The sequence below is a fragment of the Longimicrobium sp. genome (assembly GCF_036388275.1).
GTDB lineage: Bacteria > Gemmatimonadota > Gemmatimonadetes > Longimicrobiales > Longimicrobiaceae > Longimicrobium.
The window spans coordinates 72,877-88,120 of the sequence record NZ_DASVSF010000089.1 but is presented as its reverse complement, the minus strand read 5'-3'; the positions used below and the strand labels follow the sequence as shown (position 1 = coordinate 88,120).

7 protein-coding genes are annotated in these 15,244 nt (G+C 64.1%); all 7 read right to left on the bottom strand.

Annotated elements, in window-relative coordinates; all coding sequences use genetic code 11:
* Positions 1 to 3,450: an STY4851/ECs_5259 family protein gene (locus tag VF632_RS18665; protein WP_331024449.1), complete on the bottom strand. Its 3,450-nt coding sequence runs from the start codon at positions 3,448 to 3,450 to the stop codon at positions 1 to 3.
* A 188-nt stretch (positions 3,451 to 3,638) separates the two neighbouring features.
* Positions 3,639 to 4,991, bottom strand: a complete 1,353-nt coding sequence (locus VF632_RS18660) for a Wadjet anti-phage system protein JetD domain-containing protein (protein WP_331024448.1) — start codon at positions 4,989 to 4,991, stop codon at positions 3,639 to 3,641.
* Entirely contained in the window at positions 4,939 to 7,932 is a 2,994-nt protein-coding gene (locus VF632_RS18655) for an SbcC/MukB-like Walker B domain-containing protein (protein ID WP_331024447.1), read from the bottom strand. Before VF632_RS18655 ends, VF632_RS18660 begins: the two co-directional genes overlap by 53 nt.
* Positions 7,839 to 8,354 (bottom strand): ATP-binding protein, encoded by a 516-nt coding sequence (locus tag VF632_RS28100; RefSeq protein ID WP_349264011.1) that lies wholly within the window; start codon positions 8,352 to 8,354, stop codon positions 7,839 to 7,841. The genes VF632_RS18655 and VF632_RS28100 overlap by 94 nt, the downstream gene beginning before the upstream one ends.
* Positions 8,341 to 8,991, bottom strand: a complete 651-nt coding sequence (locus tag VF632_RS18650) for a DUF4194 domain-containing protein (RefSeq protein ID WP_331024446.1) — start codon at positions 8,989 to 8,991, stop codon at positions 8,341 to 8,343. The genes VF632_RS28100 and VF632_RS18650 overlap by 14 nt, the downstream gene beginning before the upstream one ends.
* A 2-nt stretch (positions 8,992 to 8,993) precedes the next feature.
* Positions 8,994 to 10,526: a Wadjet anti-phage system protein JetA family protein gene (locus VF632_RS18645; protein WP_331024445.1), complete on the bottom strand. Its 1,533-nt coding sequence runs from the start codon at positions 10,524 to 10,526 to the stop codon at positions 8,994 to 8,996.
* 518 nt (positions 10,527 to 11,044) lie between these two features.
* Entirely contained in the window at positions 11,045 to 14,803 is a 3,759-nt protein-coding gene (locus VF632_RS18640; RefSeq protein WP_331024444.1) for a hypothetical protein, read from the bottom strand.
* Positions 14,804 to 15,244 lie beyond the last annotated feature (441 nt).

Sequence of the window (15,244 nt, the reverse complement as noted above, 5' to 3'; positions counted from 1 at the left end):
TCAGGCGGATGCGAGCGTTGCGTGATGGCGTGCGCCGATGCCGTACAGGTAAGCGGCACCGTACATCTCACTGAACCAGGTAGGCGCGAGTTCGTGGGTCTGCCTGATCGCCCGCACCTGTGGAGCGTCAAGCCGCTTGGACGTCAGAGCGCTCACCGCGGCCAGCACCGGCGCATTCACGAAGCTCGCGCGCTGCTCCGAGAGCCAGCGCCCAGTGCGGGGGACGAGGAGCTCGCGGCCTTCTTCGGTCGCTCCTGTGAGGCGAAGCAGCCCGTCGAGACGATCAATCACGGGAATAGTCGAGAACTCCATCCCGAGCACGGGCGATTCAGACGCGAGCTTCCTGACCTGCGCAAGCCACTGCTCCCTGTATACTGGCTGCATCACGAGGGAGACACCATCCGGAACGCTTTCCCCGAGTGACCTGGAGAGCGCGAGGCGGAGAACCGGCTCGAGGCACGGCAGTTCACCGGATACGCGACGGATCGCCCGATTCAGCCGATCGCGAACGAGATCGCTCGGCCTCAAGATCTCTCCGAGATCACCGAGCGATTCGACTTGCGTCTTGATCGTTGTGGCGTACACGTCGACCGCCGCTTCCCACGATCGGCGACTGACCAGCCTCCACCAGAACGGCAGCGACTCCAACTCGCGCCAGAAGGCGGGGAAGTACGCCTCCGAGACGCGGAGCGCAGCGACCGCCGCTGCTTCGTCATCCGCCGCGATCCGCTTCAGGATGTCGAACGTTACGGGTGACAGATGCTGAGACCACTGGATCATGCGGTCCACGACAGACCAATCCTCGTGGATCGGATCATGGGCGAGACCTGCGACAATCTGAAATAGAAGGTCCTTTCGCCGGAACGAAGACGTGTCCGCGTAATACGACGCGATCGATACGGCCGGCTCCGCAGACGGATGTGCGTCACCGACCGAGCGCAAAACCACGGGGCGGATTCGGCACCAATCCCCTTGCCAGCCGGTGACCAGCAGAGGTCTCTTGGTTAGGGCTTTCGGCGGCACCTCCCACGACGCAGCTCCGGTTCGGACGAGATCCTGCGGGTCGGCGTCCGCAGCTAGGAGTGGGAGCGCCTCGAGTCGAAGGCTCTCCGCGTCGCCAGGACGGACGTGGCGCAGAGTGTCTTCGGATAGCCGTATGACTTGGGGGTCAGTAGTGTCGAGGCTCAGATCGAATCGAGTTACGTTCAAAATGGTGCTGTCGAGATTCCCGATGTCGTTGCTTTGGATCCGGAAGCGGACGTAAGCATCCGCGTCCCCGCAGGCATTCAGCCGGGTTTCGACCTCCCGCTGCAGGCGCCCTAGATCGTACTCGAACAGACCGGGGGCAAGCTCGCTCATTTCCGCACGGATCATCCCACCTCCTGCGTCCGTGCGCCCGCCGCGAAGATCACCCTCCACGCACAGGAGGCATCCGCTCCGTGGGAGAATCGCGACCGCCCTGGTGCCTGACAAACGTCCAACGGCGATCGAGGCGCCCGTGACGAGGGTATCGCCCCCTGGCAACTCAAAGGCGGCGCGTCGGGACGGGAACGGCAGGCGTATCCGCATCCGCCCACGTGCGGACCAGGCGAGTTCGAAATCTAGATCGGCAGGAGATGGACCGTTGGCGGTGAGGGCTACGCTCAGTTCATCGCCCTGCTGACGCAAAGTTGACGACACGCCGGCGGCCCCGAGCAGCTCGACCCGGTCCGCGCCGGAGCCGCTGATCCGAACTTCCCCGCGATGAGGATCGGTACCGGGGAGAAAATGAAAACGAGTGCCGTACGGGAGGATCCGCAGCCGGACGAAGTAGCGAATTTCCCCGTTCCTGACCATCCGGAGCTTCCCATCGCCGACAGCGGTGTAGTCGTACGGCTGCCAGGCTGCCCCTGGACTGTCAGACCGCCAGGATAGCTCACGCGGCTGAATTGCCAGCCACGCACCCGAGCCGCACCGTTCCATGAGCCGGGGAGGCCCACGATACACGCGGGTGCCATCACGTCCGATCTGGTCAGTGGGTCCGACGAGGCGACGCTCGACTTCAGCGTCGTCCTCCGCGTGGCCGGTGGTGACCACCGCCCGTGTTCCGTCCGGATATGCGAAGTCGACTCGTCCGCTAACCCGGTACACGGTGCGGGAAAAGAATTCCAGACGACCGACAGGTTCGTAACTGGCGCCCTGCGTGGCCATCGGCTGCGCGTCGTCAGGGGTCGCGACGAAGCATTCGTCGAATCTTACCCTGCAGGACCTATCCGCAACGAATCCGACCCCAGCCTCGCGTTCAGCGGCCGCACCGGCAAACACCCAGATGCTCTCGCCAAGCGCATCTGAGCCGCGAAAGCCGTCAGACCTGTACTCCGTGTTCCCGACGCGGAGTACGAGGAAGCGCCCCCATGTGACCTCCTCGCCAGCGATCGGCTTTCCACCGAAGCGCGAGTGCTCCAGCTCGATCGCCGTTGTCAGGCCGGAGCGTGGGCGTTTCGTCGCGAACACAAGCGATCGGGACGGCTCCGTCTCCTGGCGAACACCGATATCAAACCGCTGCGGGAGCATCTCCGGTGAGGGGAGGGAGAACAGATCCACAAGTTCGGCTTCTTCCAGAGCGGCAGGCAGCTGCCACTCACCCACGACCTCCCAGCGAGCTCCCTGGTGCACCAGGTTGCGAATCAACCGAATCCCCTGCCCTCTGCATTTCGCGATGCTGGCGGCATCGAGAAGCAGGTTGTTGAGGAGGGCGTGAGCCACCCTGTCGTCCAGGTCGAGCGGCAACTCACCACGCCAGTCCGGTCGGCGCTGATCGAGGTCGCGAACGGGTGTTGGCGAATCACCGATCTCTCGTTGAAGTCGCCAGATGGTATCGATGAGGCGGGCGGATAGCTCGAAGACGACCTCCTGTCGCAGGCGTGCAGGCAGGCGATGCTGAACGCGCTCGGCGAGATCCTGCGCCGTAACGGAGCCCGCGTACACCCTCATCTCCTCGAGAAGAGCTTTGAAGTACAGCCGCAGGCGGTCGCCGTCACGCGTGATCAGCTTCAGCGGCAGCCCCCCTTCGCACCCGAGCGTAACCAGGAACGCACGTCCGTGCCCCGACCAGAGCAGCTCTCTTCTCCACGCAGCCAGTCCTCCGCTGACGATCCGCAGAAGTTGGAGGTAGCCGGGGTATCCGGGGGAGTAGTGCTTGGCCCCGACAGTCGCGAGCATCTCTTCCCAGCGCCATGTGCCGCCGTCATGGTTGCGGCGCCACCACTCCGCCGCCCATAGGCAGAAAAGCTGTGCTGTCGAAACCGACACTCGCGATGCGCCCGGATTCCCGGACAAAATCTCGCGGAGGTGCTCCTCGATCTCCGCCAATTCTACCGAGTTGCAACGGTAGGCGTAGAGTGGGCGCCCGTCGGGCTGGGAAAGATCACGAACGGCGAGGAAAGCTTGGCTCGACGCCAGGGATGACATGCTGCGAGGGAGCAGAGGAGGGTCAAGCGGGACTACGGTGTACAAATCTAGTCCCAAAAATGGTTGCAGGTCAACCACGCGGCGCGCGGCTTTGGAAGGTTTCGCCGCTGAAGCGGATACCCGGGGACTCGCGTCTGCCTGTGCGGCTCGTGAACACCACGAGGCGGAGAGGACCGGCGGCAGGAGGCCTACCGCAGGCGCGGCAATCTTTCGGGTTGGGCGCACTCAGGGTCGGACCAACGCTCTTGTTCGAACTTTGTGTTCCCGCTCATGATCGCTGCCTTGAGTTCCAGTGCGGCCTCTACGTCCGGGCCCGAAGCAGCCGCGATGCGTTGTTCCAGCCGGGACAGTGTCTTCCTGTCCTGGGGCGTCAGCGGCCGCCCACGACGGCTGGACTGCTGCCGTACCCAATCTGCTGTCGTCCGGAACAATGAGATCGGCCGGCCAATGCGGGTTCGCAACACCCACCAGATCTCCAGGCCACCTGCATCTGCATCACCCCAGTGCCGGAACGTCATATCACGCTGTGCTTCGCCAACAGCACGAAGCACATCAGTCAGGACCATCGCCGGAAAACCACCCGTATAGATCACGACCTCGCCACGTGCACCAAGTCGCCGCGGTCCCCCTTCGGCTTCGACGTATTGAAAGAAGGATGTTTCGTTCTCGATCGTGGTGATCGTCTGGAGGTTCGCACCTGATAGTCCCTCGCTCAGAGCGTTGCTCCAACCTTCGGGCAGCTGAGCCGCTGGGACGAAGTCTTCCAACAGATAGGTTCGGGCGTTCACCTTCAGCTCTGCGCACCCGGCGATCGAGAGATACAAGGGCTTGGACATCACCCCGTACTCATTGAGCAGCGAAGACGGCATGGCTTCTTCCCCTACACCCCGCCAGCGGGGATCCCATGCCAGCAAACAACGCTCCGTGTGCCCACGTACCGCGGCCAAGCGCTTGGAGTCTCCGAAAATGCGTTCGCTCACCACCCGCTCCATGCCCTGAACACCCGCCGCAAGCGCGGCAGCGGCCGTGAGCGAATCCAGAATATCCTTCTCGTCTCGCTTAAATCGCTCGCCCTTCACCTTCGGGATCAGCAGTTCACCGCGGTCAGCGGCATTCGCGATTTCCTCCAGTTCGGCCGAGAACCACTCGATGCCGGACTCCGCAGCCAGCGCCCGGCAGTGTGCGGTGAGACGAAAAAGCGCCTCGTGCAAGGGGACGAAGCCATGGGCCCGGGCAACTTGGTAGGCGGCCTCCACCTGGATCGGCCCGAGTCGAACCTCCTTTGGCAGGCCGTGACGGTCATGTTTATGGTAGATGACGGTCGCCGCCCCAGTATCCGAGAGTTCGCGGGCCGCCGCGGTGAGCGCCATTCTGGTTTCCCGGCCATCCGCCTTGAACGCCTCAGCAAAGCCCGCTTCGTCCAGCGGCACGATGACAGCCCGCGGCCAAGGCCCCAGGCTGCCGTAGGATTTGCTGCGTTCGTATGCTTCAAGTAGCCTGAAGCAGATCTTCCGCAAGGCTTTCGACTTCGGCGTATGCATCGGGGTCGAGACGTTTGTTGAACACGGCCGCATACGGAACCGCGAGCGGATCCACCTGGTCGCGGTTGATAACCACGGTCGTCGTCACGTACGGGACGATCAGGCGGACCTTGTCGCCCGGCGTGACCATCAGGAGCTGCAACTTCATTTCGCGCGCAGCCTCGAGCACGGCCGCAATCCGCGGCTCATCCATTTTCGAGAACGCCTCGTCCAGAAGGACGAGGCCACCGCCGGGCCCGCGGCGGCGACGGCCGCCACCCTGGGCATACATCTGGTGCATCGCCGCAAACACCGCGATGTAGTATGGCGTCTGCGTTTCCCCGCCCGACCCTGTCTCAGCGATGTCGCCGTGCGAGGCTTGATATCCCTTCTCTGTTTCCAGGATGAGATCGTAGATGAAAAACTCGCGATAGTCGGAAAGCGCTTCCAGCTCAGAAGTAACCTGCTTTGCCGGGAGGCGCAGAATCCGGTCGGCGAGCGCGTCGAACGCCTCCTGCGTCTCGTCGCGGAGCAGATCCGCAGCGCCAAACAAGGTATCCTTCCCGTATTGCCCCACTCGCCGGATGAGCGCGACCATTTCCTGGTGGTCACGGCGAACCGCGAACGAAAACCGGTATCTACCCCACCCGAATCGGACCTTTGCCAGTCCGGCGTTCAGTTCCTCAAACCGCTCCTCCATCGTGAGGATGCTGTCGTAAATCTGGTAGACGTAGTCCTCTGCCAACTGGCGCCGAGCCTTCTCACGCGCCGTCGTCATCTTGTCGCGGTACTCAACAATCCGGCTTCCTTCCCAAAGATCTTTCTCCCGGATGTACGGAGAAATATCGTCCTCGGCTGTTTCTCCTGCGGAGAAAGAGAACTCACCATCGAACTGGCGCCGCAGAGACGCAAGTTCGACCAGATTTCTCACGCGCGTTTCGTAGCCGATTCCCTGCCGCTCATAAGCGTGGCGAATCTCGGTGGACGAACGCGTCTCCCGCTCCTTCTCGTACTTTCGCTCATTTTCAAGCGTTCGCTGTGTATCCACCGGGAACTCCGCGCGGAGCCGCATGCTGGCTGATGCGAGTGCGTTCTCCGCCCCATGGTGCTTCTTGTACAGTTCCTTGAGAGCGCCTTCAAGTTCTCTCGCCTCGCCAAATCGCTCCAGATATGACTGGTTTGTAGTCTGGATTCCCTCGTTCAAGGAATCCCGCAGTTTCTCCTGGGTCGCCAGCGCGTCGTCGCCTTCCAAGCTGGCGATGCGAGCCTTGAGGGCGAGCACTCTCTCCTCAAGGCCGGATTGCCCAGCTGCTCGCTCGGCAAGTTCCGTGAGCCGTTCCAGGCTGGCCAGATGGGTTATGCAATCCGTCCGGGCATCCCTCAGAAACTGGTCGAGAGGTCCGGCGTCGCGGATCAGCTGCGTCAGCCGGGCAAGTTCCTGACCCGCCTTCTGCCGGCGCGCCTCACGGGCAGCCTGGCCGATGTGGTGGTCCTGGTAGTCACGTGCGGGAATCTGGAACGTGCCATGTCCTTTGTGCGCCATCGCGCCCGGCGTCACGGCCTGCCGATGCCGCCTGAGGTCCTGTGCGTTGGTGACGCACATGACGTCGCCCAGCAGCCAGTCCACGAACAGCCTTGCCAGTGGGTCATCGGTCGCGATCTTCTCGGCCAGAGAACCCAGACGTCGCGAACGACCGTCGCGGCGCACCCCGTCGAGGTCGATAACCCGCACACCGTGGATCTTTACCTCGCCGCGCCCGGGAAGCCGGTAGCCGTGCCGGTGCTTCTCGTAGAACCGGACAGCGGCTGGGTAATCCTGCGGGTCGAGGATCACGGAGAACTTGGCTGCGCCAAGGTATCCCTCTACTGCGTCGGCCCAAAGCGGATCCGCCACTTCGATCAACTCGCACAGCGGCTTGGCTTCGCGACGACCTTGGAGTCTCGTCTCCAGCAGATGCAGAAGGGCGTCTACCTGTTCCGTGTAACGAGGGCGCCCTGCCTCGAGATCGCGCAGCTCCGATGAAAGCTGTTCCGCGTCACGCCGGTAGTCGAGCACGCGCGATTCCAGCCGGAGACCGGCCCGGGCGAATACTTCTTCGCCATCGCTCAAGAACTTCCGCCAGGCGTTCAGACGCCGTCCGTCAGGATCCGCGGCGCGCGCCAGAAACTCGCGCGCCCGAAGCACCCGTTCAGGGTCGGCAAAGGGATCCCCGCCGAGCAACTCGGGTTCGGTCGCGCGCCATGCCTGAGCATCCGCGGACGAAAGCCGATTCAGCGTGCGGAGCATGCCATTCGAGACGTGCTGGACCTGCCGTGCAGCCTCCTCTGCCACGCCGAGCGCCGCTCGCGCAGCCTTCAGATCCTCGCGTGTGCGCTCCCTTTCTATGAATGACGGACTGCCATGCAGGACACCGACAACACGGTCGCGCTGCTCTGTGAGCAACTCTACCCTTTGCTTCAGAGCCGCCGCCTCCCGCTTTGCGGTTTCGACCGAATCTTCATGCGACGAGATCTCAGCCTCGACAGCATGGAACTCGTCCAGCCGCACCTCCACCTCCGCCCGCAACGACACGTATCGAAGGTTGTCCAGCGCAGCCCGGCTCTGGTTCAGCTCCTCATGCTTCGCTTCGATCTCCTTCAGCGCCGCGATCCGGCGCTCGCCTTCGGCAGCCTCAGCCTCGAGTTGGTGGTAGTGCTGCACATTCCACTGCAACGCCGAGGTTTCCAGCGGACGTTCCTCCAGCAGGTAGTCCGTGACGAACTGACGCACCTCACCGAGCGGTTTGAAAGCGAGAGCTTTGACGAGGAGCCGGTGAAACGACTCGGGCAGAAAACCCAGCCGATGCCGCACTTCCTCCTGGTATTCCGTTACGTCGGGGTAAACCACGGCCCCGAGCTCGCGCACCGCGTTGCGAAACTCGCGTGAGGGGATCGTGTGCCCATCCGGAGTGATCGCAGGCACTCGCAGGACCTGCCCGCGAGGCCATACAAGTGGTGCCGCACCGGCATTGGATCACCTTCCGAAACCTCCATCACGATCCCGCACAGAAAGCTATGGGAGGGATCCGCGTCGTCGCCGAACCGAAGCATCACGTGCGATGTTGAAGCCGCCCTCCGGAAGCGGACTTCATCCGGTCGACGTGCGTCCCTCAGCTTTTCTTTGCCTCTTATGTAGCCGACGAGGTCACGGCGTCCGGTCTCATTCGCCGCCTGGTTGAAGCGTACGAGTGAAAGGTCCGCGACGAGCGCATACTGGACTGCATCGAGAATGGTCGATTTACCAGTTCCGTTCTCACCGGTCAGTAGCACGTCGCCCTCAACGCGAATGGTCTCGTCACCGAAGCTATGCCAGTTGACGAGCCGAATCTCCTCAAGCCTCCGCATCGGCCGCCTCCCCCGCGGGCTGTTCTTCTCCGAACTCCTCCTTGGCGGCCGGACCAGAAAGTTCCTCGAAGTACCGTGTTATCTGATCCGGGGTGAGTACCTTTTCGATCAGCGGCTCCACCCGTACCTCGTCATGATCGTCTCCAGCGAAGCCTGGGTCCAATCGCACGAGACGGTGCCGGGCCAAGCGCCTCAGCGCGCGAAGCGCCGCCCCCGGCGACATGAGCCGCGCGCCGTGGCCGGCGACGGCGATTCGCTCGCGGATCTCGTCTACGCGGACGACGCACCCCGAGTCTCGCACACCCGACGACATCTGCTCGTGGTAGATCTGCCGGAGGACACATACGACCAGGCTCTCATTCAAATCGAAACGCGCCTGATGCTCCCCCCCGATGTGAACGGCGCGGGCGATCTCAGCGTCCCCGTGGAAGTCGACGCGGAAGCCTCCAATGCGCAGCCAGCCGTCCACGAGCGCACGGTGGCTGCTGAGGAACATCCAGTCCGGATCCGGGCTGCGCAGCGCACGGTCACCAGGGGAAAGAACCTGGCCGCCCAGGAGGCGTGAGACAACGCGCTGAAACTGCTCCTGTTTGCTCACAGAAAGCGCGCGAAGCTCTTCCAGAAAGGAGAAATCCATCGTCAAGGCTTTGGTGGGGCGAGCGAAAGGTGGCCGGCAGGAAGCACGTACTGGCCTGCATCGACGCGACACGCGTCGCAACCGCCCGCGCAGCCCTGTGGACATGCATCCGGGGCGAATACGAACGCAGCCCGTCCTGCCAATCCAACCACGTGAATCAGGCGTACGTAATCGGCATCCGACCCGACACGCAGGTCAGACGTGGCCACACTTTCTCTGCCGTCGAGCAGCGCCTGCACGTAGGCCTCCAGCCTCGCCCGTGAGTAGGGATCAGCGATGCGCTTTGCGAATGCAGTGCGCACCGCCGTCTCGTCAACGGGCGGGCGAGCGGCGACCGGCTGCGGCGCCACAGGCGCCCGGCGGCGGCGAGGACGATACAGGAACGAATCCCCTAAGAGCTCACACCGGTACAGGGGTACGTCGAGACCGTCCACCTCTCGCCGCACCAACAGTTCAATGATGCCCTGCAGGTGTGCTTCAGTACGCGCGTCATTCTTCAAGAGGTAGGTAAGCCTTCGAAGCGCGATCCCGGTGAAGCGCTGGTTACGCTCATCGATCTCACGCAAGACACGCGGGAGCGAGTCGATCTGCTGGCGAATGGACTCGAGATCCTCAAGAACCCGCTCCCGGCCAGCGTCTGGAGCAACTCGCGCCTGTTCAGCATACCAGCGCGCCGCCTCTTCGATCACCCAGTCGTCTCCTTCCAGTTGATCGAGACGGCTCACGATGTCAAGGCGCCAGCGATAGAAGTTGTCCCTGGTCTTCAGCTGGTGGTAGTTCCGGCGAACACGGTCCTCGTAGCGGTCCAGGGCTTCCTCAAGGATTCCGGCGGCAGTAATCTCGCGCGCAGTCAGCCTCTCAGTGGATTCGCGTATGCTGCCATGGAGAATCTTCAGTTCGCGCGAAAACTCCATCGTCTGCCGCTTTACCCCAGCTATGGCGAGTCCAGGCTTTGCAGCGACGGATTCCGGCTGAAGGAGGAGCGCCACTCCATGGGCAAACCCCGGCAGCGGCGGCTGCTCGTCCCGGGCGGCTGACATCAACGCGCCCATGATCCGAGCGGGATGCGGACGGAAGTTCAGGACCTCACCGATTCCCTTGTAGTATTCGAAGTAGAACCATCCACTGCGCTCAAGGCGACTCACGAGACGGCCCGCCGTTCGCCGCAGTACGGTATCTTCGGAGGCGAAAGAATCGGCGGAAGCAGCCGCATCCGGTGCATCAGTGCCGGCAACGAGTGCTTCACGGCGCTCAGCCCATTCGGGAGACTCCCGCAGCACGTCCTCAGCGATTTCAACCGCTTCTCGCCGGGGAAGTTCGAGCGCGACACTCTCGAACTTCCGCTCGTACAGTGCGGCCAGAATCGACCAGTACAGGGCCGGATAATGGTCGCTCAGCGGGCGGAACAACTCCTCGGAAACCGCGGCGAAGAGAGCAGGCGGACAGGCGGTCACGTGAGTCTTGACGGGAAGCACTGCGGGGGAGTAATGCGCCGCCATCGTGGGGAGGTGACGCACCGTGGCGGCTTGGGTCACGGATCATACTAGTGAGTGCTCCATTGCGCTAGTTTTTGGTGAGTCAATGACCTCCGGCCGACGAGTAGCCAACCAAACGAGGACGGGCAATCAGCGTAGACTCCTATTTCAGCCAAGGATCGGGGGCGCGGCGGAACGGGGAACACAGCGAATCGCAGCGGCAACACGGCCGCGACGGAGGTTGAATAAACGGGCGAGTCCGGTCCGGGGCTTGCTCTCGATTGATCGGTAGACGCGAGCGGTTCTCAGCGTCCCAGTCTCTTCAGACAGACCCCCGCACTCGTCAAGTTGAAGCGATGTAGGGACTACAATCCGCACACGCATCCCGACTGTGGGCTCATTAGTTATAGCCACGATTCCCCGGAGCACGAGGCCAGAGTTGCTGAGCTTGCGGGGTGACCCGGAACATGGAGATATACGTTCCTGGCCCGATCTGCGCGAGCGCCGATTGCGCGTCTTCCGGGAATGGCACCTCCCCAGATGCGTAGAGAATTCGCCGACGCTGGAATGCGTTGCGATCAATCACCCGGCGGCGTGGTGCTCCGGAGCGGCCGGTCGCGCAGGAGGCGGTACACGGCCGAGAACGAGCGGTAATGCGGCCCGGGGTCCGGGTCGAACTTGAACGTGGGGTGCTGTACGGCCCGCTTCCGCTCTCCTCCCACGGCCCAGACCAGTGCCTGCCGCTGCTCCCGCAGCCACGTGCCCAGGAGATCCTGCCGCACCCAGGTCATCGCGTGCTTTACCCCAACTCGTTCGTGAAGGATGGAAAGCGTGGCCCTGCGCGCATCGGGCTCGTAGAAATCCCACGAAGGCAGCCGCATCCAAAGGCCGAAGCGCTCCGCAATCCGCTTCTCGAGGATGGCGGTTCCGTAGTTAGCGGCGATCTCGGAGTGGTGCGTCTCCCACGCGTTGTGACGGACGGGGAGGTGGACAGTGAACGTGCGCCCAGATCCCGTCCGTGAGTGCGCCAGCGAGATTGTGGCGGGCTCGTTCGGGGGATGTGTCTCCCGCCAGGGTGCCTCGCCCGCATAGGTGTGCAGATCCTGCGGTGGACTCGGGATCCCGCGATGCGAAGGGTCCACCCCGGCCAGATCACGCGCGAACGCGGCGGCGTCCCTGGCCGTTACCAGCGCACTGCGGATGACGACCAGGACGCCGTGCCCCGTGACCGGATGGCTTTCGTCCAGCACCGCGTCCAGGAGCACCCAGGGGCCCTGCACGCCGTCGATCTCGGGGAGCAGCAGCCACGGCGACATATCCGGTACGGGCCCCTCTTCCACCCACTCACGCAGGGGCGTCGACCGCGGAAGCGAGATGCCGGTGAGCACCCTCAGGTCGCGCGGCGGATCCGGAAAGCTCGCATCGAGGTCGACCTCGGACGGGCGCTGCCCCGGCTCGTGGAAGCCCCGGGGGAGCAGCCCGCGGTCGTGGCGCCAGCCGTACAGCTCCAGGAACGCGATCCAGGCGTATTTGTGGCCAAAGCGCTCCACGTACGGTTTCGGCTCGGTCGCGGGCGGCATCCGTGCCACCCTGTCCGTGCGGACGTCCAGCTCCCCGAACGCGTCCAGCCGGTACCCCAGCTGGTACATCCGCCAGCGCAGCTGGCCCATCACCCTCTGGTACTCGGGATGCGCGTCGTCGTACAGCCGGCGGTCGCGGACCAGGCCGCCTACCGTGTGGTTGGCGAAGTCCATGTGCAGCGGATCGTTGCCGTCGCGGTAGCGGTCCCTGTCCCGATCCTCCGCAACGCCCCATGAATCGACGTCCGCGCGTCCAGAGGCACGTGGGAACGGTGCGCGCGATCGCTCCCGCTCCTCCTCGGTGAACAGGTCCGGATGGATGTGCGCGGCCAACGCCATTATCCCTGCCGCGGAATCGCGCAGAAGGACGTGCGTGGACGGATGGCAGGCGCTGGCGGCGAACATCGCCGCGTAGAGCTTCCGCGCGAGTTCCGCCAGAACGCGGTCACGATACATCGCACGCGCCGGGTCGGCGCGGAACGCCATCGCGACGCCGAAGCACGCGGCGAGGCAGCGTTCCGGCACATATGGATCGTTGATGCCCAGGGAACCGAGTGAGAGCTCCGCCAGCGCCTCCGGGTACCTCCGCCCATACCGGTACAGGGCACGGCTCGCGCGGTCACGAAGTCCCCGGGCGGTACTGGCCAGGAGCCACCGGAGAGCCAGCGCCGCGAGTTCAATCTTCGCCTCCGTGTGGGCCTGGGGCGGCCGCTCCGAGCGGCAGGCACGCTCCGTCTCTTCCGTCATCCACTCCCAGAGATCAAGGGCCTGCTGTACATGGACGCCCCACGCCAGGTCACGTTCGGCCATCGGCAGGTCCCACAGCAGCCGGTCCCACAGGTGCAGGTTGAGCGGGTGCCCGGGGCTGAGCGCCGTGTTCATCGCCAGCGTCAGGAGCGGGACGCGGTTCTGGGGCGCGGCGAACAGGCTCTCCACCAGGCTCACGGCTTGGTGGTCGATCCACTTCGGGTCCATCTCGAAGAGCGCGTGCAGCCCCGCATTCCACAGGGTCGCGTTGCGAGCGGAATGGAAGAGATGGAGCCCGGTCCGCATCGGCGCGGCCGCGGCGAGTCCGCGCAGGATGTCTTCGTGCAGAGGATGCCGGTTCTCGGCCCCGGGCGCCGCGAGCCGCTCGCAGAGGGGTGCGGAGTTCACGAACGCGTCGAACTGCTGCCGATCGATGCCGGCGAGCAAACGACGCGCAATCAGGTAGCCCCCAAGAAGGTCGTACGTGAATCCGACCTGCTCCCCTTCCTCATCGGTGAGGTCGGCGTGAATCAGCAAACCCTCGTCAAGCAGGGCCCGGGTGAGCGATCGGCTCCATGGGCCTTCCCCGGAGCCGTCCAGCAACCGCGTGGCTTCCTCCGTCGCCAGCGTCCTGCGCCCGGTGGTCCAGATCCGGTCGCAGAAAGGCGCGAGCGCCTCTTCCAGGAAGCGGTCGCTCGGTCGCCGGTCGAGCTTTTCGCACAACGACCGGCTGATGCGTTCCAGGTAACGATCGAGTACGGAGAATAACGTCTGCGCGCCGAGGAACACCGTTTTCGGCGCGGTGCGCTCGGGGTTCTCGCTCTCGCAAAAGATCTTCAGATACAGCGGGTGCCGGAAGTGCGACGGAGGGCTGAGCGTTACATCGACCAGCAGCCGATAGCGGGCGAAGTAAAGCCGCATGACTTCCGGAACGGCCTGCAGGGGAAAGCCTTCGGCCTCGACGGCGTTTGGCGGCTCATCGCCCCAGATCGCCGGTACGTAGGACGGCCGGCAGGTGGTCACCAGTCGAATGTGGCGATGCGGCTTGAGCGATTCCTCCAAGCCGGGAAGGTTCTGCCTCCAGGTCGCGGGCGACGCGGCTTCGTTTAGGGCGTCGATGACCAGGAGCACCGGCGACCCGCATGCCGCGGCGTACGCGTCCAATGCACCGGCGAACACGTCCCACGAATACGAGCGCGGCACGTCGAGTTGGTCGAGGATCTGTGTCTCCACTGAGTGGCCAGCATGGAAACGCGAACCCAGCAGGAGGATCGCCGGCCGTCCATCCGCCACGGCAGTGTAGCAGGCGTGCGCGGCTCCGTGAGTCTTCCCCATGCCCGCGGAGCCGATGACGTGCATAGCGGACCGCTCGGCATCCTCCAACGTGTCGAGCGCCTGCCTCAGGCGCTGGAGGATCTGAATAGCCCGGCTCGCGGGCTGAATGAGGATCTGGATCGGCCCGGGAATCGGGCGGTCCACGTTCTGGTGCTCGTAGTCCATCATCTCGGGCGCGAACGCACCGAGCGCCGTCCACACGAACGTCTGGCGCGCGCCCTCAAGCTGTTCCATGGCCGCTTCAAGGAGGGCGATACGCTCCGGAACGCCTGGCTCGGGCCTCTCCGCCACCTCCCGGAGCGTGACGGCCGCGGCTTCGGCGGCGGCGAGGAGCGCCGTGGCGGCCGGGATGTACGATTCAGCAGCCGCCAATGCGCACGCGTCCTGCCATTCCAACCGCAGGGAGACGAGGGCCTCGTGCGCCCAGCGGAAGGATTCAAGGAGCGATGCGCGCCAGAACCGGTCACGCGCCAGGAAATGCACGCGAAGGTCGGCCTCCGTGACAGCATGAAGGCTGTGCTCGTAGCGGTCGCGCAGGTTCGCCAGCTGCCGATCCAGCCGCGAACGAAACCACTCCGGTTCTAGCGGGATGTCACCGAAGAAGTAGGCGCGCTGGCCGGCACTAGCAGGTTGTGCCAGGAGGTAGGAGAGCTCGCTGTCGCCCCAGTGGACCATTTCCAGACCTGGGTGGCGGGCCTCCAGTCGGCGCCACCACCGCAGCTCCGACTCTCTCTCGCCTGTGGTGAACGCAGTGGGTGTGCACAGCAACCACCGTGACAGGCGCGGGTGCAGTTGAAGCGAGCGAGTCAGTGACTCCTCAACGTGTCGCTTGCGAGAGCCGGCGATCCGCGGATTTGGATGAAAGAACTTCGCCTGCCACCCCCACTCCTCCCCGTTGGGCAGTGTGAGGAAGAACTCTACACCATCGCCGCCCCCGCTGTCGTCGATCGACGTAAATCGACCCTGGTGCCCGTACTCCCGTACGGCGAGTTGGTAACAGAGCTCCTCGAAGCTCCTTCTCGTGCTCTCACGGTAGGGCAGGAGGCGAGACCAATCCGTCATGCAGTCGATCCTCCACTGGAGTCATTTTCGATCTTCGAGTCTGCTCATCACGCA